The sequence below is a fragment of the Litorilituus sediminis genome (genome assembly GCF_004295665.1).
In the GTDB taxonomy this organism is placed as follows: domain Bacteria; phylum Pseudomonadota; class Gammaproteobacteria; order Enterobacterales; family Alteromonadaceae; genus Colwellia; species Colwellia sediminis.
On the sequence record NZ_CP034759.1, the window covers coordinates 1,926,272 to 1,950,733 of the forward strand.

Here is a 24,462-nt window from a genome sequence, read left to right on the forward strand (position 1 = left end):
GGTTAAATTGAGTATGTAGCAAAAGCTATATCGCTACATACTCAAGCTGATTTAATCGAGCCTGTTTCTGCTCTAACTTTCCAATGGCCGTTGCTAATATGCTTATCAATAAAGGTAAATAAATCCACATCAGGCACAGGTTTAGAGTAATAGTAGCCTTGGATATAATCACAATCATTTTCCGTCAAACTCAACAATTGCGCTTGCGTTTCAACCCCTTCAGCCACTACTGTTAACCCTAAGTTTTTCACCATGGCGATAGTTGATTTGATAATCTGATAATCTGAATGATTTTCTAACATACCAAAAACAAAACTCTTATCTATCTTAATAACATCAACCGGTAACCTTTTAAGATAAGCTAACGAAGAATAGCCGGTACCAAAATCATCAATAGCAAAACTAAAGCCTAAGACTTTTAAAGCTTCCATCATAGCAATGGTATGGTCAATATCTTTCACTAAGGTTTGCTCTGTTAGCTCTAGTTCAAAATTCTGCGCGTCTAAAGAAAACTCAGCTAACAGTGACTGTAAAAAGTGTGGCAAATTGGCATCAACAAATTGCCCTGCAGATAAATTAATTGCTATACGTACATCTTCTAAACCATAGTCTTTTAGTGCTACAGCGGTTTCAAAACAGCGGCGAATAATCCAATAACCTAACTCAATCATATGCTGAGAGTTTTCCAAAATTGGAATAAAGTCTTCTGGTGAAATCATACCGCGTTCAGGGTGCTTCCAGCGAATTAAGGCTTCAAAGCCATACAATTTTTTCGACTTAGCACAAAGCTGTGGCTGTAAGCTCATGCTAAACTGCTCGCGTGCTAACGCTTGTCTTACTTCGCCTTCCAATAAGACTCGGTGCGCAACTCGTTGGAACATTTCTTGATGGTAGACATGGTATTGACTACCGCCATTTTCTTTAGCTTCGTACATGGCGATATCAGCATGACTGACCAAATCATCAGCCTTTTCAGTAGCTAACTCAGTATATGCAATACCGATACTTGTAGAAACGTAGAAAATACTTGAATCTAACTTAATAGGATCTTTAAATTGCTTAAGTATTTTTTCCGCAACATCAATGGCTTCTTCAACAACGGTTAAATGACTTAATACCACAACAAATTCATCACCACCGAAACGACAGGCAATATCAATATCACCAATACTTAACCTGACCCGTTCTGACGCCTGCATTAATAACTTATCGCCGATATTATGACCATTACTATCATTAACTTTTTTAAAGTCATCAAGGTCTAAAAACAACACGGCAACACCGCCATGATGGCGGGCAATATTAGCAATGGACTTACGCAGTTGGTAATTGAGCATATTACGGTTCGGTAAGCCTGTTAGCAGGTCAAACATGGCAATATTTTCAAGCTCTTTGGTTTTTTGTTCTACTTCAAGGTTAAGCTGTTCTAATTCAAAGCTTAACTTAACAGCTGAGTCAGATAATATATCCAACTCATCAGCAAAAATACGTTGACCATTAAATTTCACCTGTCGAAATTGATCAAACTTCTTATGCGATAAAAGCGGCAGCGCATTAGATAGCTGTAACAAACGCTTGGTAAACGGACTGGAGATAATATAGACCAAAATAGCTAAACCAATAAAAATACCACTCATAGACAATAAGAAATGCCATCTATAGGTGACGTTTTTATCTCTATATTCGGTAACATCATCAATCAAGAGTAAGTAAAAGTCTTTATGCTTGGTTTTGGCCAACAAGAGTAAGTTGGATAAATAACTTGCTTGTTGCTGATCAACTTGTAAGCCTTGAGTGAGTACAGAATCTACCGATGTTTGATTAGCTTGAGCATTAAATAACATTTGCGTTAATGCCCTGTCAGAGGCCGAGACAATTTCTCCCATACCAAACTCAAGTGTTTGTGCATTTTTCGAAGAGAAACTCACCACAGCAACTTCTCGATTTAGTGAGGTTTTAATGGCAAATAAGGTATCGACTAAAGATGCGCTCATAGTAACCACCACCATATCCCCTTGCCTATTTAACACTGGCAAGCTCAACAATAGCTGGCAACTTTCTAAGCAATAAATCCTGTCACTAGGCTCTTGCGTTTCAAACACTCGAGCAATATTTTCCTGCACCACAATAGGGAAGCTGTTCGTCGCCATCATGATTTCTTTATTGCTATCTACTAGCCAAACATTTTCAACATTAAGGTGTAATTGCAGTGCATCAAATTGCTGCTCTAATTGCTGAGTAAATAATGAAAAATCATCTTGTTGCGACAGTTTAATTAAATCGGTAAAAGACTCTATCCACAAGGTCAGCTTAGTACGTAAAATATTATTATGCAGTTCCACCTGAACGCGCCCTTGCTCTAAAGCATTTTGGCGGAACTGATGATAATCCTGCTGGAGCCGCCATAAAGACAAACTGCTAAAGCCAACTGCTAATAACAACAGCGTGGTTATAATAAGCACTAATAGCTGGGTAGGAACGCCAACAAACTTCTTAGCCATATTATCTCTACCTTCCTAAAACCAGTACATAAGCTGAGCAGCCCACATTTGCCAGTATTCAGAGTCGTTAATTTGCGGGTTTGGCACAACCACCGGTGTTAAACGCCCTGTACCTTTAACCCAGTGATACTCTAACCGTAAACTAAAGTTACTGGTAAAATCGTAGTTCAAACCTAGCGTTATGTCTTTATGGAAAGCAAAATAGGCAGGAATTAAACCACCGCTATTTTCCTCGAGCTTTTTGCCATCTTTATCATCCTTGTTAAGATAAAAGTCCTCATAGCGAGCAAGTAAGGTCATATCTGAAGTGACTTTATAGCGAGACTGCACATAAAAGCCGCGTGCAATATTGTCACTATGATACTGGGGTACATAAAAGCCTTCAGTCAAAAATCGAGACTGATAAATTTCACCGCTAAATTCCCAAAATTCTCCCTCATATAAAGCATTAACGGTATAAAACTGGAAAGAGAATTCTGCATCAAAAAACGCATCTGGCTTTTCTGGCCTTGCGCTGTAATAAGTAAAATCAGAGTCTAATAAAGATAGACCAAAACGCCATTGTGAAAAGGCTGGTTGCCAGTAAAAGCTAGATTGCAAATCATAGTCCTGCTCAGCCGTACCGGTAGCAAACTCACTCAGCAGGTTTTTGGCCTGCTCATCTGAAATAGGTGAACTGCCATAACTTAGGTTGAAATCAAAATTACCATATTCATCGTCACTATGACTGAGCTTTAATGCCCCACCATCACTGCCAACGGCAATATCCCTAAAGCCATCAAAGTAAACCGATTGCGGTAAGATTATCGAAGGTCGAGCAAAAGGAACCGTGCGCGAACTAGAGTACAACCAATGGTTATTTTTAAAACGACCAAAATACAAATTCAATTGCCAGTTTTCATCTGCGTAAGCCGTCCAATCCAATAGCGCATAATCTACCCGAACACCTTTTTCATAGCGATTACCACCATCAAGATATACTACTTGCCCAGCAAGCCTAAAATTTGAGCTCAGCTGATAAGAAGCATTAACACCAATTTCAGTTAACTCTGTTGATAACTCGCCGTCATCATTAACAAAGTCACTACCATTTACATCAATAATACCTTGGGCAATAAAGCCATGCAGTTGTAAATTTTTAGCATTAAAATAGTCATCATTGGTTTTGCCATAAGCACGACCAGATAACAGTAAAACAGCAAAGGCTAATAACAGTGTACTAATATAGGCCTTAGTATCACTTTTCAATTTTAACAACATGCACTGCTCCTTCATTTTCACTACCTTTTACTGCATCGCCTTCTGCATAACCAATCGCCCCTGGAGTTGAATTTACTGCTTCTATCAGTGCCTGTGGGGTTTGAACAATAATGGGGGCCACGCCAAGACCTGAATAGGTCAGCTTGTGCCAAATTCGATTTAACTGATAAGGAAATATTTGTAATGTTTCTTTAGAAAAACGTTGATGCAGCTGATGTTGACTAGGTAAAACAAACACAGTAATAGTAGAATTGTCAGACCAACGCAGTTGTCGCATAGTATAAATGCGCCGTAACTGAGACGCCGTTAATGTTTGCTCTTTCACTGAGGCGTGCGCAATAACATCCACAGCTAATACTGTAAATGAGAGTGCCAAAGTGGTGACAAAAATGCATGCTAAATGGAATTTTTTGATAATACGATCCCTGTAACAGAAAAGAACAACAGCCCAAACAATTCAAATAACCTTAAAAATCAAATAAATAATACAGCTAATTTATTAATTCAATTGTAGACAATATTAAAAAAAATGCCAGTCAAACTATTCCACCAAGTGATTAGACCAGTATTTTGCTGCTATATTCTGCGAAAACACTATAATATTCGGCAAAATTGAAACAAGTTGAAAAAAGTTTATATTTTATTTCACAGAACTGAATTTTTGTGTAAGTATGATGCTTTATTTAACTTTAACGGTGTTTTTAAAGAAGATGAGTGCAAATTTAAAGATTTTAGTACTTAATGGCCCTAATTTAAATATGCTAGGTAAGCGTGAACCAGGCATTTATGGTAGCCAAAGCTTAACTGACATTATTGAACAGTTAACTGAAGAAGCGAAAAAACACCAAATAGAATTATCGCATGTGCAATCTAATGCAGAGCACCAATTAATTGATGCAATCCATCAAGCATATCAAACCGTAGATTTTATCATTATCAACCCAGCAGCGTTTACACATACAAGCGTTGCCTTAAGAGATGCACTATTGTCTGTTGATATTCCTTTTATCGAGGTGCATTTATCAAATGTACACGCTAGAGAATCATTTAGACAGCACTCTTACTTATCAGATAAAGCGGTGGGCGTGATATGTGGTTTAGGTGCACAAGGTTATAGCTATGCCTTGAGCTCTGCAGCAAGTTATTTGCAAAAGTAAAACAAATTTTAACAGTTAGTTGTCGTTCGCTAACTTAGTATTAACCGAAATAGTATTATAAATTAAGGTGTTCAAATGGATATTCGTAAAATCAAAAAATTAATCGAACTAGTTGAAGAGTCTGGCATCAATGAATTAGAAATTGCTGAAGGTGAAGAATCAGTACGCATTAGCCGTGGCGGTTCAGTCGTAGCAACTGCACCAGTTATGCAATCAGCGCCAGTTGCCGTTTCAGCACCAGCTGCTGCGCCAGCTCCTGCGGCTGCAGCACCAACAACTGATGCAGCTGCGCCAGCGTTATCTGGTCACGTTGTTCGTTCTCCAATGGTTGGAACGTTCTACTCTTCAGCTTCACCTGATGCACCAGCATTTGTTGAAGTTGGTCAACACGTAAACGCTGGCGATACTTTATGTATTGTTGAAGCAATGAAAATGATGAACCAAATTGAAGCTGACAAGTCTGGTGTTATTAAAGAAATCTTAGCGCAAAACGAAGACGCTATTGAATTTGACCAACCGCTATTCATCATTGAATAAGCCCAGCTTAGAGGGTAATTCCATGTTAGATAAAGTTGTTATCGCCAACCGTGGCGAAATTGCGCTAAGAATTTTACGCGCATGTAAAGAGCTAGGGATTAAAACAGTTGCGGTACATTCAACAGCTGATAAAAACCTTAAGCACGTATTACTAGCAGATGAAACCATCTGTATTGGTAAAGCGCCGGCGATGGAAAGTTACTTAAACATTCCTTCAATCATTACTGCTGCTGAAGTAACCAATGCTGTTGCTATTCACCCAGGTTATGGCTTTTTAGCGGAAAACGCTGACTTTGCCGAGCAAGTAGAAAAATCAGGCTTTGCCTTTATTGGCCCTAAAGCTGAAAGCATTCGCATCATGGGTGACAAGGTATCTGCCATTAAAGCGATGAAAGCAGCAGGCGTACCGTGCGTGCCTGGATCTGATGGTCCATTAACCGATGATGATGAGCTAAATAAAGCACACGCCAAACGTATTGGTTATCCAGTAATTGTTAAAGCTGCTGGTGGCGGTGGTGGCCGTGGTATGCGTGTTGTTCGCTCTGAAGAAGAGTTGATTGATTCAATCAACCTTACCAAGAAAGAAGCCGGTGCCTTCTTTAAGAATGAAATGGTTTACATGGAGAAGTTCCTTGAAAACCCGCGTCACGTTGAAATTCAAATTGTTGCTGACGGTCAAGGTGGCGCAATTCACTTAGGTGAGCGTGACTGTTCAATGCAACGTCGTCACCAAAAAGTTGTTGAAGAAGCACCAGCACCAGGTATCACGCCAGAAATGCGTGCTAAAATTGGTGAGCGTTGTTGTAATGCCTGTATCGAAATTAACTACCGCGGTGCCGGTACTTTCGAGTTCTTATATGAAAACGGTGAGTTCTACTTCATTGAGATGAATACCCGTATTCAAGTTGAGCACCCTGTTACAGAAATGATCACAGGTATCGACTTAATTAAAGAACAATTACGTGTTGCTGCGGGTTTACCGCTTTCTTGCACACAAGAAGACATCAAGATATCAGGTCACTCTATTGAGTGTCGTATTAATGCTGAAGATCCACGTACTTTTATTCCTTCACCGGGTAAAATTACACGCTTCCACCCACCAGGTGGTTTAGGTGTACGTTGGGATTCTCATATTTACGCTGATTACTCAGTACCACCACATTATGACTCTATGATAGGCAAGCTTATCACTTGGGGTGACAACAGAGATGTAGCCATTGCTCGTATGCGCAATGCACTGTCTGAATTAGTTATTGATGGTATTAAAACCAACATCACCTTGCATCAAGATATTTTAAATGACCAAGGTTTTGTTAACGGTGGCGCTAACATTCACTACTTAGAGCATAAACTAGCTGAAATTGAATAATCACAGCTCAATGTTCAAATAATTTAAAGGCTCACATGGTGGGCCTTTTTTGTACCTGCCCCACCCTTTTTTGTACACTGCCCCACTATGCTTGCTCATTTCACCTTGATTGCAGTAAAATGAAGATGACTCAACCTTTAAGATAAGATGTTTGATGCCTAGACCATTAAAAAAACCAACGCCCCCTGCTGATGATGACTGCTGCGGTGGCGGCGCCTGTAACCCTTGCGTATGGGACAACTATTATGCCCGTTTGCAAAAGTGGCGCATAGAGCAAGCCCAACTTCGTGAAGAAGAACAACAAAACAACGAAGAAAAACCATCACAGTAAAACGCTAACGTGTTGCCTTTACGGCTATTTATTGTCAAAATCATGCAGTAAAACAATCACACGATCATTTTAAGGACAAAGGAATAACAATAATGAAAGCTATCAAAACTATGCTTACTGCTTCTGCAGTTGTTGTCGCTACAGCGGCATTATCTGGCTGTAATATGACTAGTTCATCAGGTACTAGCTCGGCAGCAGCCGACACTAACTCAGCAGTACCAGCTCAAGGCTTTGCTGAAGGTGCTAAAGTTTATGCCATTGTAAACTTGCATTCAGATTCACCAAAAAACAAGCTTTATGCAATGAACTACCAATTGCCTAAAATGCTACCTATTTGTAGTGAGTTTGTTATTCAAGATATCAGCACTAAGGTAATCGAGTTAACCTATAAAGGTTTAGAGTATGATTATGTATGGGATGGACACACCAAAAAAGCAGGCCAATCACTAGAAGAGAACTTTATGTTATTCTTCGGTGAATCATGTGACGAAGCTAAAGCTAAAGTAAAAACACTTAGTGAAGTTGATCAAAAAGGCATCAAACGTGGTAAGCCAATTGTAGGCATGACAAAAGAAGGTGTTTTACTTGCTATGGGTCGCCCACCAATTCATGCCACACCTGACTTAGAAGGCGATTTATGGACTTACTGGATCAATCGTTGGGTTAGGCACATCCTTGAATTCAATGACAAAGGTGAGCTGGTAAAAGTCATTAAATAATTTACCAGAATTCAAGAAAAGCCAGCTTTAACAGCTGGCTTTTTAATTTCCAGCATTGGTTTTTATCCCCCCATACAAACTATTACATCCTACTTACATAACAGCACAGTATCTTTTCTTTACACCGAGTACTATTTCATCAAGTTTGATAAGTAAACCGATGAAATTAGCGAGGTACGAGTTATGTTCGAACTAAGACAAAGCCATCTAGCGACAGACGTTGTAGAACAAAGAAAACAAAACTACCACCTAGAAGAGCTGTGGGATAAACTCAACCTAAGCCAGCAATTTTCCGTTTGTAGCTTAGGGCAATTTGGCTATATGCTCAACTATGTTCGTCAAATCAATGATAGATGCTTAGCCATTTTAACCCTTGACGATAAAGTAGCGACCATCAACGAAGAAGGCTTAATTAACGTAACGCCAAATATTTCCCTTCGACACTAAAGTTGCGCCATTAAAAGCCATTAAAGTTACGCCATTGAAATATGGGCTAGCAATAACGTGCTAGCCCATATGAAATTTAGACTTTAATAATGCGCCTAGCAAATAGGTTAGCTTTGGCAAAACCAATACTACTGTTGCGCGCTAACTTAGTCAGCATCAAATAACACCATGGCACCAAGTACAAGCTAGTCACCGTTGAGAAGACTAAGCCGCCAATAATCGCGATAGCCAGTGGCGAATACGATGGACCATCACCACCAATTTGCGTTGAACCTAGGGCTAAAGGCACCATGCCTAAAACAGTTGTGGCTACTGTCATTAAGACAGGGCGCAAACGGGTAACACAAATATCGGCAATTACTTGCTCTAATTCATCAATTTTCGGCGACATCTGGTTAATTTGATCAATTAAGACAATGCCGTTATTAACCACTATGCCCATTAAAATCAAAATGCCTATCATGCCCATAACCGACATACTGGTTCCGGTAATTAAAAAGAACCAAAATACACCAACAATCGAGTAAATAATCGAGCTAATAATGGCGGCAGGCAATAATAAAGACTCAAACAGCGCCGCCATAACAATATAAATCATGGCAATTGCCAATAGCATATTGACCAACATAATGTTTTGCTCTTGTTGTTGCCTATCAAAGCCTTGACCAAGTTTCCATTTGTAGCCTGAAGGAAAGTCCAATTTATCCATCACTTGCTTAATGCGCTCTCTTGCCTGTTCCATAGTAATATCATTTAAGTTGGCACCTATGGTTAAAGCGGTTTGCCTATTTTCTCGATAAATAGCAGCTAACCTAGGCTGAGTATCAAAGCGAGCAACACTTTCCAAGGTAATGATTTGACCATCAATTTGCGTGATAGGTAACTTCTGCAACTGGGTTAAGGAATACTTTAAATCCTCATCATAGAGTAAACGAATATCAACTTCGCCATTAGGATCATGGCGAAAACTTCTTAACTCCACTCCTCTAAGCGCAGTACCAACAATTTGTGCCACTTGACGTGAGTCTAAGCCCAATTGGTTGGCTTTAAAGCGATCAATTACAATAACCATTTCTTTTTGGTGTTGAGATACATCACTTTTAACATCAGCCAAACCATCAACATGAGCAAGTAGTGGCACAATTTGCTCAGATAACTGCATTAGCCTTTCGGTTGCTGGCCCTAGTAAAGTAATAGAAACGCCACCGCTTTTTGCACTTTGCCAGCCAAAATCAGGCTTTGCTTCAGCAAAACTCGGCATATTTTTACGAATACGTTCTTTTAAAGCGTTCATCGAGATATCTCTATCTTCTTTTAGCAATAAGGTTGATGAAGCGCGCTCGCCATTGTAATAACTATAAACTGAGTCGATATAGAACTCTTCCTTGTGTTGATACAAATACTCTTCCATGCGATCAACCATAGCCTCAACATGCTCCAGTGGAAATTGCCCTTCCACGTGATAACGCATAAACAAGCGCGTACCATCTTGGTTATCATTATTATCAGAAGTAATAACCCCCATAGGAATTGCCGTACTTGCCAGTATTAATAAGGCGACAAAGCCAGTAGTTTTCGGGTGCGCTAATACCCAAGATAAACTTTTCTTATAACGGGTTTTAGCCTTTGCCTCTGGCTTATTAGCTGACTGCTTAGCGGCTTTTTTGGCGCCAATATCATCTAACGATATTTTACTAAGCAATAAAGGTAATAGTGTTTTCGCAATTAACAATGACGCAGCCAGCGAAATACAAATAGCAATAGCAACATGCTCTAAAAACACGGTTAACTGTACCTTTTCACCAATAATATTAGGCATAAACACTATCATGGTGGTCAAGGTGCCTGTCATTACCGCCAGCGAGACTTTATCAACGCCCAATAAAATATTGCTGATTTTGCCCTGTTTATCACTTGCCGGTGTTTTTTGCTGCTGTGCGGCGATTGATTCGGTAATAACCACAGAGTTATCAACTAGCATACCAACAGCAAGCAATAAGCCCATCATTGAAAGTACATTAAGTGAATAATCTAAGAAGTACATTACCGCTAAGGTAATACAAATAGAAAAGGGTACTGAGGCAACCACCAACAAGGTTGCCGTGGTATTGCGCACAAACAGGTACAGCACGATAAAAGATAATAACGCGCCAATAGCACCAGCCATAAGTAAATCAGATAAAGAGTCAGTCACCCCTTTAGCCTGATCTTCCATCATAAAAATATTAATGCCATTAAACTGAGGACTGTCAGATATTTCGTTAACTAAAGTAATCACACGGCCAGCGACTTCAACTAAGTTCGCACTCGACTCTTTAAAAACATTAACGCCAATAGCGTAGGTGCGATCTAAGTGTCTGCCATCAACACGCTCTGGTTGTTCAAAACCAATTTCCGCAATATCACCGACATAAACATTATCGCTAACGCGAATCGCTCGAATATCATTTAAATTGGTAAACTCCCCTTTCGGGCTAACGCGAATGGTATTTGAGATTGAACGCAATGCGCCAGCATTGATAGTAAAGTTATGCTGTTCAAGGATGAAAGTTAACGCTTGCACATCAATATTATGCGCAGCCATACGATCGCTTAGTAAACGAATAGAGATCTGCTTTGGATCAACACCGTACAACTCAACCTTAGATACACCTTGTAAGCGCTCCAGTGGTTTTTTCAAATAATTATTCAATAATTGATAACTATTTTTAAGCTCTCGCTCGCTTGAAATACGTAATGTCAGTACTGGCATATCAGCGGTTGAGAACTGACGAACAAAAATACGTTTCAAGTCATCTGGTAGCAGATGGCGAATAGCATCTATTTTTTCACGCGCCTCAATTGCCTTACCCGTTAAACTAGTCTCCCAAGCCACTTCAATACCTATCTCAACGCCATGCTCTGTCGAGTGCGAGCTTAACCGCTGAATACCGCCCATAGTTGATAATGCTTCTTCTAAAGGCTTAGTTACCAAACGTTCAACTTCTGCTGGCGTTGATGCTTGATACGGGGCATTCACCACCATTTCAGGGATATCAATACCAGGCCACTTCTCTAGCGGTAATAGTTGGCTTGCGGCAATGCCCATCATCAGCATGGTCAAACACAACATCATGGTCGTCACTGGCTTTTTAATTGCCAGTGCCGTTAAGTTAATCCGTTTTTTAGACATTTTGCGGCTCCGACAAAGCTAATGACTCATCAGTAGATGCCTCTGTCACAACATCTTCAAACTGTTTTCTATCAAATAGCAAATACAACGAAGGTAAAACAATTAACGTCAGCAAGGTTGAGCACACTAAGCCGCTAATAACAGTTATCGCCATCGGCGCTCTCAGCTCTGCCCCTTCGCCTAAACCAATCGCCATAGGTAATAAACCTAGCGCCGTTGTTAAGGTAGTCATAATAATTGGACGTAAACGAGATTGTGCTGCTTGCTCTATGGCCGCTAACTTATCAATACCTTTACTACGTAACTGGTTAATTCTATCCAGTAGAACAATGGCATTATTAACAACAATACCGGCCAGCATTATCAAGCCAATAAAGACAATCACGCTGATATTGGTACCAAATAGGTATAAACCATAAATAGAACCAACACCGGCTAGCGGCACACTAAATAGAATTAGAAATGGCTGTAACAAAGATTCAAATTGTGACGCCATGACTAAGTAAACTAAGAAAACTGCCAAGGTTAACGCCATGATCATAGAATCAAATGATTGTTGCATCTCTTCACTTTGACCACCAAAACTAGCAACCACAGATAACGGCAAGTTCATTTGCTCGATTAATGCTTTTGCTTGCGCAATAGCAATATTTTGATCACCCGAAGTAATATTGGCGCTGATCACCGCAACCCGTTGTTGGTTAATACGATTAATTTGCGCAGGGCCGACCGTTTCAACAATATCGCTAATACTGGCTAAGGTAATCGGATAATCACTATTTGGATTAATCACCAACTCACGTAAGTCATCAATAGAGTTGCGTTGCTCTTCGCCACTGCGCACTAAAATATCAATCTTGCGATCAAACAAGGTATATTTACTGGCAATGTTACCGCCAATTTTCACCGCTAGTAACTTAGCCACTTCTGGCGCACTTAAGCCAAGTTGGGCAATCTTCTGTTGATTAAAGTGAATCGCTAACTCTGGCTGACCTTTACGTTGACTATTGGCGACATCAACAAATTGACTATCTTGCTCCATTAGCTCAGTCAGTTGTTTACTGTACTTAGCCAATAAGCCTAAATCATAACTTGCTAGCTCAATACTCATCGGCTTGCTAAAAGTAAATAATTCCGGTTGATTTAACTGAGTAGTCGCACCAACTAAACGCTTTGCTTGCTGTCTGATATCATTCATTACTGCCGCTTCATCAGAGGCATCATGCAACATGACTTGTAAGCGTGCTTGATGTTCGCCACCTTTATCGGCACTGCTAGTCATCAAACTACCACGACCTGTTAATGAATAGGTGCTTTTCACGCGCTTATCATCTTTTAGCGTTTGCGCGATTTGATTAATGGTTTTATCAGTAACTGCTAGCGGCGTGCCCGGTGCTAATTCTAAATCGAAGTAAAACTCACCTTGCGATAGCGGCGGTAATAATTCGACACCAATTTTAGGTAAAATAAACACGGCAGAGCTGGCAAAGCCAAAGCTGACAAGCAAGGTTAAAATACTATGTTTAAGTGATGCCGATAAACACCATTGATAAAGTTTGGTTAACTGATCAAATAAGTAGTTAAAGCCTGCTGTTATTGGTTTCATTACTAACGACATCAACTTAGTTAGCGCATGAAATAGCACCAGCACTAGACGAACCACTAACATAGGCAACCAAACAAATAGCACTTTAAACGGCAAGCTTAGAACAAAACCAATTTTCTTTTGCCATGTTAATGACTTAAATGAAGTTTTTTCAGTTTTACTTTGCTCTTCCGGCGCTAGCTTACGCATTTGCCGCGATGCCAACATAGGAATTAAGGTTAAAGCAACAAATAATGAGGCAACTAAAGCAAAAGCCACCGTCATCGCTTGATCGGCAAACAGCTGGCCTGCAACCCCTTCAATAAAAATTAACGGCACAAACACAGCGAGTGTTGTTAACGTCGAAGCAACGATAGCACCGCTTACTTCCTTAGTACCTTTACGCGCCGCTTCAACCACTCCTAAGCCTTGCTCTTTATAGCGAGCAATGTTTTCCAGTACAACAATGGCATTATCAACCAATAAGCCAGTTGCCAGAGCAACACCGCCAAGTGACATAATATTTAAGCTAATATCATTGCCATACATCATGTTGAAGGTGGCAATCACTGACACAGGAATAGATAACGAGATGATCAAGGTTGGCACAATGGAGCGTAAGAATAAGAACAGCACCACCATAGCCAATAAACCACCAACAATAGCCGCAGATTTCACTTCACTAATGGCATTACTAATAAAAGTAGACTGATCATAAACCACAGTTAGCTGGTACTTATCGCCAACCAGTTTGCGAATATTATCTAGTTGCGATTTAACCAAGCCCGCTACTTGCACTGTATTGGCATCGCCTTCTTTATATATGGCTAGCTCTACCGCTTCTTGGGCATTAATACGGGTTACATCGGTACGCTCTTTATAACCATCAACTATGGTGGCAATATCATTTAAAGTGACAATTTGCTCATTTTCACGATAAACCACTAGCTCACCAATTTGCTTGATATCGGTAAATTGATTTAGCGTACGCACTAAATATTGGGTATTTCCTTCAATAAGCTTACCCGCAGAAACATTGATATTCTCCGCATTAATGCGATTAATAATTTCTTGGCTGCTTAAATTTAACTGCGCCAGTTTATATTGATCAATCAGTACTTGATACTCTTGCTCTAAACCACCACCTAGTTTCACAGAAGCTACGCCTAATAAAGACTCCAATTGGCGCTTAATATCGTATTCTGCAAAGGTTCTTAGTTTAGTAAGCCCAGTAACTGAGTTGTCTTTGGTTTGTAAACCAAGACGAATAATAGGATCTAACGATGGATTAAATTTTAAAATCAGTGGCTTTTGTACATCTAAAGGCAAGCTTATCAGATCTAATTTCTCGCGTACTTCTAAGCTGGTGATGTCCATAGCAACATCCCATTCAAACTCTAGTAGCACATCAGACTGACCGGCTTTTGAAATAGAGCTAATCTTACGCAGACCTTTTACAACACCCACCGCCTCTTCAATCGGCTTAGTAATTAATTGCTCGACCTCAGCAGGCGCTGCACCAGTATAATTGGTTCTTACCGTTAAGGTCGGATAAAACAGCTCAGGTAATAAGTTCACCGCTAATCTTGATAAACCAACCAAGCCAAATAGCATAACGGCGAAGGTAAACATCCAAACTGTGACAGGTCTTCTAATCGCGGTATCTACTAAACTCATGCGCTAACTCCACTAAAGCTGACAAACATTACAGCAAAGGTAAACATCCAAACTCCTACACGGACAACACTAGGGTTCTTTATGGCAAATTCTGTTAAGCTCATGTTTAAGTTCATGAAATAACTCCCATAAAGCTGACAAACATAACGCTAAAGGTAAATAACCATGCGCTTACAAGTACTGCACTTGGGTGCTTAATAGCAAAATCTGTTAAGTTCATGAGAATGCTCCTACCGTATTGACAATACTGATTAATACTGCTGAAAAGGTGCACATTAGCGTCACGGCTGATCGATACACCCATTGAGTTAAAAATGACTTTATAGTGTTCATTCAATTACTCACTAATGATTCTTAGCAATAGCTGTTTTCTTATCTGTTGACACTTCATCATCAGATAATACTTCATCAAGGCTTGGCTCAGCATTTAGTACTTCCACCAATGAATCAGCTTTTAGATTGTGATGGCCGTTAATAACCACCATATCGCCTTCTGCCAGTTCGCCACTTACTTCCGTTAGTTGCTCTTGCACATAACCTTTATCAATCAGTACTTCTACCGCTTTATTATCTTTTACTAAGTACACCTTACTTTGATTATCTAAAGTGATAATGGCATCACTTGGAATGGTTAACGTGTTTTCATGGGTATCAAAAGTCAAAGCAATTTGCGCAAACATGCCCGGCTTTAACTGCAAGTTGTCATTTTCTAATGATAAAATCACTTTGAATGTACCACTACGACTATCAACAATGGGCGAAATTGAACGTACTTGCGCCGCAAACGTTTGCCCTTTACGTGCAGTAAAGTGCATTGTTGCTGCTTGCTCTAATTCAATATTGCCTAGCTGATGTTCAGGTAAGTAGACCACGGCTTGTAAGCTTGATTGGTCAACAATATGAAATAGCTTTTGATAACCTTGAGTAAAGTGACCGGCTTTAACATAGCGTTTTGAGATATAACCTGAAATTGGTGCAACAATTTGGCTATCTTTTAAATCTAACGCGGCTAACTCACGTGCTGCTTGTGCCGCTTGATATTGATACTTTAATTTGTCTGACGCCTGTGCACTGACAAGCTGCTTTTCAGCCATTTGTGAAAGTCGCTGCAATTCTTGCTCAATACCTGCTAATTCGGCATTGGCTTTATCTAATGCTAACTGATAACGACGCGGATCAATTTTGGCTAAGACTTGTCCCTTTTCAACAAAGTCGCCTTCTTCAACTGTTAACTGCTCAACAATACCTGTAACACGAGTAATAATATCTGCCTCATTACGAGACTCTAATGTCGCTGTGGTATGAAAGTTTGAAGAAACATTACCGCGCTCAATACTGGCAACAGTTACTGGAATGGCATATTCCGCTTCTTTTTTCTCTTCTTGTTTTGCTTGTGGCTCTGAACAACCAGTTAACATAAGGCTGGCTGCAATAACTGAGGTAATTAATAAGTTCTTGTTTAAATTAAGCATTGGACATATCTATATTTTTAACATTGCATTAAAAATAGCACAGGCTATGCCAATCGGTTATTTTGCATGTGTAACAACAAGTTACAGAAAAGTTACATATTTAAACCTAAAATGATTAGTGATATTGACTAAGAGGTTGGTTAATTTGATTAAGTAATTTTGTAAAATTAACCAACTTCTATCAGCATCACTATAATGCCAACTTAAAATCACAGATCCTGTAATGATTGAGAGCCAACACTAACCGCTTTTAATCTCGCCTTAAACTTAGCAAAGGCAGGATAACGCGCAAATAAATCAAAACTTAATACTTGTCCCCAGCCAAGCATAACGACAAAGTAATAATCAGCAAGTGAAGGTTGCTCGCCAGCTAAAAACTGACTTTCAAATAGTCTATCTTCTATATAAGTAAATTGCTTCACCAGTAGCTCTTCAGCATTGGCTTTAACCGTTTCTGCTTCATTGGCGATACGCTCTGGATGAAATAATTTTTCAAAGTTTCCATGCAAACTGCTGGCAATAAAATCAAACCATTGTAATGCTGTCATACCTGCAGGTGATGCTAACTCAGGCATTAACTTAGCCGCAGGATATTTCTGGGCTAAATGAATTAATATCGCTGCCCCCTGAGTCATCACCTGATCTCCTTCAACAAGTACAGGGACTTTGCCTAAAGGGTTCAAGCGCAGAAACTCAGGCGTTTGTTGCTCGCCTTGAAATAAATCAACAATAACCGCTTGGTGTTCAACATCAATCAGCTCTAAGGCAATTTTAACGACATTCGAGCAACTAATTGGAAAGTGATATAAGGTGTACATAATGCTATTTCCTTTAACGTGTTTAAAAGTTGCTATAACTGTACGAAATATCTATAGAAAATAAATTAGTGATGTTTGCAATTTAACTGTGCAATAATGCACCGATGAGCATAGAAGATGATTATCAATACATTTTAGCCTTGAGTGAAACAGGAAGTTTGTCTGCCGCAGCGCGTCAACTTAATGTTAATCACACCACAGTTGCCAGGCGTATTCAGGCATTCGAGGCACGCTTTAATGTTAAACTGTTTGAACGTGTGCCTAAAGGCTACCAATTAACCTCGGCTGGTCTCAGTGTCTTACCTGACATTAGCCTATTAAAAGAACAACAGCTTAATATTGAGCGAAAACTTGCTGGTCACGATAACCAGCTTAGCGGCGAAGTGAATTTAACGCTGACACCTGAGTTAGCGAATGACTATGTTATACCGGCCTTAAATGAACTCAACTTTCGTTATCCCAATATTCAGATTAACTTGCTCATGGACTCTCACCATAAAGATCTTTATGCGCGAGAAGCTGATATTGCCTTAAGATTTACCCCGACACCTACGCAAGGTGATTTAATCGGCAAAAAATTATTTAGCTCTAACTGGGGAGTGTATGCCAGCGCGGCTTATTTACAGCAATTGCCAAAACAGCACAGATTACTATTATGGCAATTAGAATTTGATCCAAACTGGTACTCAAACTGTTTCGCAGCAACTGAGGTGGTAGCAAAGTTTGATCAACTAGGGCCGTTAATTACTGCGACAAAAAATGGCTTAGGTATTGCGAAATTACCCTGTGGCCTCATTGATAATGACAGCTCATCAACGCTATATCGTCTAGATTTACCGTTAAAACCTTCCATTTGGAACCTGTGGCTACTTTATCATTCTGATCTAAAATCAGCCGCAAAAGTAACGGTGGTTAAAGATTTTTTAATTGAGCACTTAACAAAGTATGCCAGTGCTTTTTCTGGGCAGTCCTCACATTATTGGCAAGGACCTATCAACTAGCTGTGATAGTTACAGCATAACCAGCTACTTTATTATCTATTTAGTGTTGTCATAGAAAATAAAAAGGGCCTGTAAATACAGACCCTTGATAATTTCACTCAACATTTTTAAATTTGTTTTGCTTAGAAAGGTTATCTAAGACAAAACACATGAATTCAGGGGCAGTACAGTGGCAACATCCTTTACTGGTAATAGCTTTCACCAAGTGACCCTAATTTACTTTTAAACATTAAAATATGAAAATGTAGATAAACTGCGCTATTTTCTACCAATTACGGTTAAATTTAAACATTTCTCAACATTTCTGCCAAGGCGGTTTTACGAGTATCAACTGCGCCTTGTTTGTTAACACCATAACGAAAATCCGTTTCCTTGCCAATAATATGTACTTTATCTTCTGCTCTTGTCACAGACGTATACAACCAACTACGATCAAGCAACCTTCCTCGTTCAAGCAAAACAATCACATTAGGAGCTTGTGACCCCTGCAATTTATGCAAGGTTAAGCAGTAAGCGAGATCGATATATTCAAATAATTGCCAATCGACTTCTAACAGACGTTTGTTACCTTTTTCATCAAGGTCTTCAAGTTCAATTACGCAAGCATACTCATCAGTAGGTTCTGCACTCTTTATGATCCCCAGAGTACCATTCTGAACATTGTGTTTATAACTGGTTAAGGTAATGACAATCGGGTCACCTTCTCTGAAGTCATAGCTTCCTTTGGTAATTGGCATATCCGTAAGGTCAAGAAGCTTGCCATTAGGGTTCACAACACCTTGCAGTATGATGTTGGCTTTTCTTACCGTGTCATTGGTAGGGGCGACTATCATGGCCTTGTCATACTCAGAATACGCAGTAACTGCGTCTTGCAGAATATCGCCTGTTGATTCTTGGAACTTAATGTCAGCGGTAGTTAATGACTCTGGCATTATGCCGTGCCGTATAGCATTGGAATATGTAGGTACACTACTATCTACTCCCTGTCGTTTCACGACATCAAGTTCCACATGGTTTATTACACCGCTTTTAATGACATCATTTAAAATGAAACCTGCATTAATCGGTGGAAGCTGATAAGGATCACCAATTAACAAGATTCGAACTTTATCAGAAAACAAAGTAACTAAACGCCACATGGTATATGCATCCAACATGGAAGCTTCATCCACAAGCAATACAGCCTTATCTGTATCAAGATCAGTTTCTCGCAACAGTTTTGCAATCGTCTTCGTTTCACTACCGATTGATTGTTGAAGTCTACGGGCTGCCTTTCCTGATAGCGCAACGGGGTATATCGTATAACCTAGTTTTTGATAAGCATTTACAATCAGCTTAGTAGTCGTTGTTTTGCCTGTTCCAGCTCCGCCAGTTAGGGCGAAGACATGGCTGACTAATGCTGTCCTTACGGCACGTTCTTGTGCTTTTTCAATGGGCCAATCGGCAGGGAATGAGGTTATAAATGCCTCTTCTAACTCGCTCGACCAACGGTTGTGTGATTTTCTGAGGTTACCAAAACGTTTGGCTATCGTTTTCTCAAATATATAATTGCCTGAAACAAAATATTGGTTGTTTTGCTTAAAAAACCCAACGATATCGCCATCTAGCTCACTTGCCCTTGCAACTAGCCGTTGGTCTTTGTTCAACAGCTTAGAAACAGACGATTCAATATCTTGCCAATCTGCAACCGTATTGCCTTGATCGCTCCATAATCTCAATGCTTGTTCAACGATTGCTATCAGTCTGACTTCATCATCCTGTTTGATACCGAAATGTTTTTGAGCAATAGCGTCTACCTTGTTAAATCGCATCCCCAGTGAAAATAAGCGGTATGGGTTCTGTGTAAGAAAATTGATCGCATCCTGATCTGCAAATCTGAACAACTGGCGCTGGATAGGGGCTTCTATTTCCCACTCAACCAATTGAGCTGAGTGTTTTAAGTTGGAATACTCTTTATAGCCATCCCATAATCCATGCACGGCTTTATCACCAAGCAGAACATTCCTAACAGCTTGAAAATTCGTTATTGACTGGTCTTGTTTGTATGGCGCATATTTATCACATTCAAGTATGTTAAATATATCGCTTCTAAATTCATTCCAAAGAAATTGTGCGCTTACCTTACCAATGCCTTCAAACGCTTTCTCAGTGCTTAAAAAGGTTACAAAGCCAAGGCCATTATCAGGCATAACACATTTCAGTGTCGGCTCCATAAAGCGCCAGACATCAACATAACCACCCGTACTGACTTGTTGCTGCCTAATGCTGAAATTTTGTTCTTTGAGAATTTTCCATTGCTGCCCGACTTTCGGATCAATATTTAACTTGTCTTGAGTAGTCAGAATCTCAATACGATGCGCACCTGCTTTGTGGTTAACAAAAACAGCTCCCAGCCGGACATTATCCGGGTGGTACTGGTATATTCTGGTGATCCTTACCAGATAAGCACTACTCTTCATTTCCACAAGCCCATTCCAATCAGTACATCTTTAAATTCAGATAGCTTGGCAACTTCGGCAGCTAACTTAGCATTTTCGTTTTGTAGTCTTCGGTTTGTTCTTTTTAGGTCTCTGACTCTAGCGCTATCTTTGATGTCTTCGTCAGTTTCTTTTGATACATCAATGATCTCTTTATCGAGAGGTAGGTTTTTCTTACGTTGCTGGTACACACCTGAGGTAGCAAGTTCTTGTTTAAGTTCTTGCAACAAATCAAAGAGCTTTTTATTTCTTTTTTCCTTAAATGCAGAGGAATCAAAACCAAGCTCATCAGCAATTTTTTTGGGACTTAACGTATCGCCATGCCAATAATCCAACCAGTTAGGCGACTCTTTTGATTTCATTTCAGCCACCCAGCCAAGGAATAAGTCTCTGTTACGTTGACCTCTTTCTTTACTCATATATTAACTCCCCTCCACGATGCGTTTTATCGTAGTCCTGCTAACGCCATACTCCTTTGAGAGTTGGTTCTGAGATTTCTGCTTTAATTGCACTAACTTACGGATCTTTTTCCTATCAGAGTCAGGAATAGTCTTTGGCCTGCCCATATGCTTCCCCTGAGCAATAGCCCGTTCACGGCCTTCAGTGGTATTTTTGATGATCAGGCTCTTGTTTAGCTCAGCAAAAACAGCAATAACATGAAGAACAGCTTTTCCAAAGGGCGAATCATCAGCACTGTTAATAACTCCATCAAGTGTTGTAAGAGCAGCGCCTTTTGAATGAATACCATCAATTGTAGTCATGATCCCTTTAAGACTTCTGCCCAAACGGTCAAGCTTTGTAACGCATACAACATCACCTTCACGGATGTAATCGAGAAGGTCGTCTAGTTTTTTTACATTATCCAAAGAGTTACCGCCTTGCTTGCCAGAGAATACCTTCTCGCAGCCATGACGCTCTAATGCATCAACTTGAGCTTCTAGATCTTGTTCTTGCGTGCTAACTCTTGCATACCCTATTAACGCCATCTCCAGCCTCTTAACATGAACCTAAGTTATAAGTTTAGTTCAACTTTATTATAATTTGCACTTAAATAGTCAATATAAATTTAGTTCATGTACTTTTTTATAGTTATTTTTTTAGTTCACCTCAGACTCAGTGGATTTGCTAACTATGCAAGCAGACTTTTTCATGGTTAAATAATGAGTGATAAAAAATTTAAGATTTCACAATGGAATCAACAATCAATAAGGAAGTTAATTATGAAGTCGGCATTCCCAAAATTAGCAATTTCATTAGCTATTCTTAATATAACTGCGTGTGGCGGTGGTAGTTCTGGAGGAAATGAAGAAGTAACAACTCCTCCTGTAAACCAAGCTCCTGTAATAAGCCCAACAAGCTCTGTCGTTGATGAAGCAAATAGCACAGCTATTGAAAGAAACGATAATTTTACAGTCTTATTAACAATAATAGATAGTGATGGTGATTCTATATCTGGGACTGCCGAATTGGGCAATGTAGAAGTAAACCTTGAAAAATACTCTGGTGAGCTTAATTTCACCCATCAAGCTAGCTTTGTTGCACCTGAAGCAGGTGACTATAAGGTTTCAGTTAAAGCTAATGACAGCAAAGGAGCTTCAACAACATCTAATGTTGACTTAAGTGTTCTGCCAAACACCGAAGATGTTATCTCTCATTTAGAAAATAGCGTTAGCGGATTCGTCAGTGGCGGTAGCTACGAAGGTACTGAACTACTTGGTATTTCAACAAGTGCAAGTAATGTCAACCTTGGTTACCTAGACATTCCACTAAATGACAAACAATTAGCTCAAAACGAATCCCCTTATGGCGTATGTGGATCTTCTGTCCCACACAAGCTTTTAGAAGTTCAAAAAGATACTTCAGGAGTAACCGTACCTAGCTCAGACGTAGTATATCCAATGGAATGTTTTACTACCACTCAAGCAAAAAGCGTCAATAAAAAATTATTAAAAGCTCAAACAGCAATTTCAAGCTATTCAAGCGCGACCTCCAACTTAGAATATACAGCGCAGAATATTACGGTCACAATTAAAACGACTGTTGATGGGACTACTGTCTCATCCACATCAACAGGATCTGGAATCACATTAGAAGGAAATATGCATGATGTGATATGTGGCAATTACACCTTATCAAAAACAAACTCGACTTATTTGCTAAATGTGGATGAAATAGTTAATGATATTGATGAACTGATTGATGATAACAATAAATTTACTCTGGAATGTTCACGAACCGTTGAATTTGAAGGTACAACGTTCAACTCTAGCCTGATTGGTAAGATTGCAGGCGAAAAAGTTATAATTGATGCATTAGATCCTGTAGGGTCTATTAATGAAATATCTTTCTCAGTCCCTTATGATAATGGTGGATTAGATGTTGGGAATATCTGTGTTTCCACTACGGTTGAAGATAATAGCGGCTACGTATCAGAAGCGCTTGAACTAACTTCCAGTGATGGATTGGCTGAAAACATTGCTTTTGGACAAAAGAATGACGCAAATCAATACTGTCTAGAACTAAAAAACATTGAGGGTAGTTACCATGTAACTCAAACCGTTACTGATGGCTCAGACAATAGCGTAGTCAATCAATCTCAGTCTTATCAAATAGTAAAAAATCAAGCACCCGCTTTTAGTGTTGAAGTACCAAATTCAATTTCATTGAATACGAATCAAGGCATTATAACTCTCGTTGAACAGAGTGATGTATCCGATCCTGAGGGGCACACAGTTACATTGAGTGGTCAAACCTCAATCGACACAGACCAAGCCGCAGGAGAATATGCTTTAACGGCTTATGCAACTGACCAATATGGCGCTCAAACAGAAAAAAATATTACCGTTACTCTAGCAGATAATATTCCACCTACAGCGTTACCTGTTGCAGATGCAGGTCAAGACCAATCCATAAATACAGGTAGTACCGTACAATTAGACGGTACTAGCAGCTATGATGATGATGGCGATCAATTGACTTATATCTGGTCGTTGGATTCTAAGCCATTTACTAGTTTTGCATCTTTAAACAATGCGACAACAGCGACACCAAGTATTAAGGTGGATAAGGCTGGCGAGTACCTCATTTCACTTGTCGTAAATGATGGGACAGAAGACAGTGAACCTTCATCAATTACTCTTAATGTGGTTGAAGGCGTAAATCCAATATCAGAAAATATCGACTTAATCATTGTGGCTGGATCTAAGTATCATGGTTTTTCTGGCAGTAATTATGATGAGGTGTTGCAAGCTCAAACAACTGCTTGTTGGTATGTGGGAGCTTTAGATATTGATGAAGAGGGTATTCTTTATTCTGTCAGTACAGTGCAGTCACAGGCAATCCAAGCTGTAGATCCAAGCCAACCGTTATGTATCGAACAAGGCCCTCAGCCTAGGAAAATGCATGGCTTAGCAATCGATAGTAATGGAAAATTTTGGGGAACATCTGATTTAATAACATCTGGTAACCAAAGGACTAAACTTTATCACTTGGAAAAAGATGGAACCGTGCTAAGTGAACTTGATTTTAGTGGTCACGAAGATGTTATTTTTGGTATCGACTATTCATCAGATGGCACTTTGTATGGTATTGGATTTACAAGCAGACAGCTAGTTACAATAAATACCGATACAGGTGTAACAACGTTTGTAGCCACTATTACTCCAAATATTAATGTGCATGATATTGATATCGACACCAATGACGTAATAAGAGTTTTAGATAAAGATACGGGCGATCTGTACGAACTAAACTTAAATGGTGAGCAGTTAAATAGAACCAATATTCCGTCACTTTGCACATCGTGTGGTTGGGTATCAATAGCTACTAATAAATAAAATATATGAGTGTCCGAAAAGGCCGGGCGCAGATTAGTCGGGGAGAAACGTAATGTTTGCTCCCCCTTTTTTTGGGGATGATTAACGCTACCTAGATTAGTAA

General features: G+C 39.6%; 18 protein-coding genes. 8 read left to right on the plus strand and 10 right to left on the minus strand.

Going from position 1 to position 24,462, the window contains the following annotated elements:
* Nucleotides 1–41: 41 nt before the first annotated feature.
* The 3 genes from EMK97_RS08565 to EMK97_RS08575 are packed head-to-tail and all read right to left on the minus strand — an operon-like array spanning nt 42 to nt 4,137.
* Nucleotides 42–2,501 (minus strand): putative bifunctional diguanylate cyclase/phosphodiesterase, encoded by a 2,460-nt coding sequence (locus EMK97_RS08565; RefSeq protein ID WP_130601252.1) that lies wholly within the window; start codon nt 2,499–2,501, stop codon nt 42–44.
* 15 nt (nt 2,502–2,516) lie between these two features.
* Nucleotides 2,517–3,761 carry a TonB-dependent receptor gene (locus EMK97_RS08570; RefSeq protein ID WP_211342287.1) on the minus strand — a complete coding sequence of 415 codons (1,245 nt, stop codon included), beginning with the start codon at nt 3,759–3,761 and terminating at the stop codon, nt 2,517–2,519.
* Complete coding sequence (locus EMK97_RS08575) at nt 3,739–4,137, minus strand: hypothetical protein (protein WP_211342288.1); 399 nt, start codon at nt 4,135–4,137, stop codon at nt 3,739–3,741. The genes EMK97_RS08570 and EMK97_RS08575 overlap by 23 nt, the downstream gene beginning before the upstream one ends.
* Nucleotides 4,138–4,471: 334 nt before the next feature.
* On the opposite strand from EMK97_RS08575, the gene aroQ reads away from it, so the two are divergent.
* The 6 genes from aroQ (at nt 4,472) to EMK97_RS08605 (ending at nt 8,321) form a co-directional block, all read left to right on the plus strand.
* Nucleotides 4,472–4,918, plus strand: a complete 447-nt coding sequence (gene aroQ / locus EMK97_RS08580; RefSeq protein WP_130601256.1) for a type II 3-dehydroquinate dehydratase — start codon at nt 4,472–4,474, stop codon at nt 4,916–4,918.
* Nucleotides 4,919–4,993: 75 nt separating this feature from the next.
* Nucleotides 4,994–5,455, plus strand: coding sequence for an acetyl-CoA carboxylase biotin carboxyl carrier protein (gene accB, locus EMK97_RS08585; protein WP_130601258.1), 462 nt, complete (start codon nt 4,994–4,996; stop codon nt 5,453–5,455).
* Between the two features lie 22 nt (nt 5,456–5,477).
* Nucleotides 5,478–6,824, plus strand: a complete 1,347-nt coding sequence (gene accC, locus EMK97_RS08590) for an acetyl-CoA carboxylase biotin carboxylase subunit (protein ID WP_130601260.1) — start codon at nt 5,478–5,480, stop codon at nt 6,822–6,824.
* Between the two features lie 154 nt (nt 6,825–6,978).
* Complete coding sequence (locus EMK97_RS08595) at nt 6,979–7,155, plus strand: oxidoreductase-like domain-containing protein (RefSeq protein ID WP_130601262.1); 177 nt, start codon at nt 6,979–6,981, stop codon at nt 7,153–7,155.
* A gap of 92 nt (nt 7,156–7,247) precedes the next feature.
* Nucleotides 7,248–7,874 carry a hypothetical protein gene (locus tag EMK97_RS08600; protein ID WP_130601264.1) on the plus strand — a complete coding sequence of 209 codons (627 nt, stop codon included), beginning with the start codon at nt 7,248–7,250 and terminating at the stop codon, nt 7,872–7,874.
* 183 nt (nt 7,875–8,057) lie between these two features.
* Nucleotides 8,058–8,321: a hypothetical protein gene (locus EMK97_RS08605; protein WP_130601266.1), complete on the plus strand. Its 264-nt coding sequence runs from the start codon at nt 8,058–8,060 to the stop codon at nt 8,319–8,321.
* A 76-nt stretch (nt 8,322–8,397) separates the two neighbouring features.
* On the opposite strand, the gene EMK97_RS08610 is transcribed toward EMK97_RS08605, so the two are convergent.
* From EMK97_RS08610 to EMK97_RS08625, 4 genes are all read right to left on the minus strand, one after another.
* Nucleotides 8,398–11,478 carry an efflux RND transporter permease subunit gene (locus EMK97_RS08610; protein WP_170176819.1) on the minus strand — a complete coding sequence of 1,027 codons (3,081 nt, stop codon included), beginning with the start codon at nt 11,476–11,478 and terminating at the stop codon, nt 8,398–8,400.
* Nucleotides 11,479–11,485: 7 nt separating this feature from the next.
* Nucleotides 11,486–14,755, minus strand: coding sequence for an efflux RND transporter permease subunit (locus EMK97_RS08615; protein ID WP_130601270.1), 3,270 nt, complete (start codon nt 14,753–14,755; stop codon nt 11,486–11,488).
* 344 nt (nt 14,756–15,099) lie between these two features.
* Nucleotides 15,100–16,227: an efflux RND transporter periplasmic adaptor subunit gene (locus tag EMK97_RS08620; RefSeq protein WP_130601272.1), complete on the minus strand. Its 1,128-nt coding sequence runs from the start codon at nt 16,225–16,227 to the stop codon at nt 15,100–15,102.
* A gap of 209 nt (nt 16,228–16,436) precedes the next feature.
* Nucleotides 16,437–17,045, minus strand: a complete 609-nt coding sequence (locus EMK97_RS08625) for a glutathione S-transferase family protein (RefSeq protein WP_130601274.1) — start codon at nt 17,043–17,045, stop codon at nt 16,437–16,439.
* Nucleotides 17,046–17,149: 104 nt separating this feature from the next.
* Here EMK97_RS08625 and EMK97_RS08630 point away from each other — a divergent pair, with 104 nt between their 5' ends.
* A complete protein-coding gene (locus EMK97_RS08630; protein WP_130601276.1) occupies nt 17,150–18,046 on the plus strand; it encodes a LysR family transcriptional regulator in 897 nt (298 codons plus the stop codon).
* Nucleotides 18,047–18,330: 284 nt separating this feature from the next.
* On the opposite strand, the gene EMK97_RS08635 is transcribed toward EMK97_RS08630, so the two are convergent.
* Genes EMK97_RS08635 through EMK97_RS08645 form a run of 3 tightly spaced genes read right to left on the minus strand, consistent with a single transcriptional unit; the run spans nt 18,331 to nt 21,509 of the window.
* The gene (locus EMK97_RS08635; RefSeq protein ID WP_145963107.1) at nt 18,331–20,505 is read right to left on the minus strand and encodes an ATP-dependent DNA helicase; all 2,175 of its coding nucleotides are present in this window, start codon (nt 20,503–20,505) and stop codon (nt 18,331–18,333) included.
* Complete coding sequence (locus tag EMK97_RS08640) at nt 20,502–20,942, minus strand: hypothetical protein (RefSeq protein ID WP_130601280.1); 441 nt, start codon at nt 20,940–20,942, stop codon at nt 20,502–20,504. Before EMK97_RS08640 ends, EMK97_RS08635 begins: the two co-directional genes overlap by 4 nt.
* Before the next feature lie 3 nt (nt 20,943–20,945).
* The gene (locus EMK97_RS08645; protein WP_130601282.1) at nt 20,946–21,509 is read right to left on the minus strand and encodes a recombinase family protein; all 564 of its coding nucleotides are present in this window, start codon (nt 21,507–21,509) and stop codon (nt 20,946–20,948) included.
* Between the two features lie 174 nt (nt 21,510–21,683).
* On the opposite strand from EMK97_RS08645, the gene EMK97_RS08650 reads away from it, so the two are divergent.
* Entirely contained in the window at nt 21,684–24,359 is a 2,676-nt protein-coding gene (locus tag EMK97_RS08650; protein ID WP_130601284.1) for a PKD domain-containing protein, read from the plus strand.
* Nucleotides 24,360–24,462: the final 103 nt, after the last annotated feature.

Bases quoted from the DNA above. Each gene is read 5' to 3' on its own strand.
- accB (WP_130601258.1), top strand. From the start codon at position 4,994: ATGGATATTCGTAAAATCAAAAAATTAATCGAACTAGTTGAAGAGTCT.
- EMK97_RS08570 (WP_211342287.1), bottom strand. From the start codon at position 3,761: ATGTTGTTAAAATTGAAAAGTGATACTAAGGCCTATATTAGTACACTG.
- EMK97_RS08640 (WP_130601280.1), bottom strand. From the start codon at position 20,942: ATGAGTAAAGAAAGAGGTCAACGTAACAGAGACTTATTCCTTGGCTGG.
- EMK97_RS08600 (WP_130601264.1), top strand. From the start codon at position 7,248: ATGAAAGCTATCAAAACTATGCTTACTGCTTCTGCAGTTGTTGTCGCT.
- EMK97_RS08605 (WP_130601266.1), top strand. From the start codon at position 8,058: ATGTTCGAACTAAGACAAAGCCATCTAGCGACAGACGTTGTAGAACAA.
- EMK97_RS08595 (WP_130601262.1), top strand. From the start codon at position 6,979: ATGCCTAGACCATTAAAAAAACCAACGCCCCCTGCTGATGATGACTGC.
- EMK97_RS08615 (WP_130601270.1), bottom strand. From the start codon at position 14,755: ATGAGTTTAGTAGATACCGCGATTAGAAGACCTGTCACAGTTTGGATG.
- EMK97_RS08635 (WP_145963107.1), bottom strand. From the start codon at position 20,505: ATGAAGAGTAGTGCTTATCTGGTAAGGATCACCAGAATATACCAGTAC.
- EMK97_RS08625 (WP_130601274.1), bottom strand. From the start codon at position 17,045: ATGTACACCTTATATCACTTTCCAATTAGTTGCTCGAATGTCGTTAAA.
- aroQ (WP_130601256.1), top strand. From the start codon at position 4,472: ATGAGTGCAAATTTAAAGATTTTAGTACTTAATGGCCCTAATTTAAAT.
- EMK97_RS08620 (WP_130601272.1), bottom strand. From the start codon at position 16,227: ATGCTTAATTTAAACAAGAACTTATTAATTACCTCAGTTATTGCAGCC.
- EMK97_RS08565 (WP_130601252.1), bottom strand. From the start codon at position 2,501: ATGGCTAAGAAGTTTGTTGGCGTTCCTACCCAGCTATTAGTGCTTATT.
- EMK97_RS08650 (WP_130601284.1), top strand. From the start codon at position 21,684: ATGAGTGATAAAAAATTTAAGATTTCACAATGGAATCAACAATCAATA.
- EMK97_RS08630 (WP_130601276.1), top strand. From the start codon at position 17,150: ATGAGCATAGAAGATGATTATCAATACATTTTAGCCTTGAGTGAAACA.
- EMK97_RS08645 (WP_130601282.1), bottom strand. From the start codon at position 21,509: ATGGCGTTAATAGGGTATGCAAGAGTTAGCACGCAAGAACAAGATCTA.
- accC (WP_130601260.1), top strand. From the start codon at position 5,478: ATGTTAGATAAAGTTGTTATCGCCAACCGTGGCGAAATTGCGCTAAGA.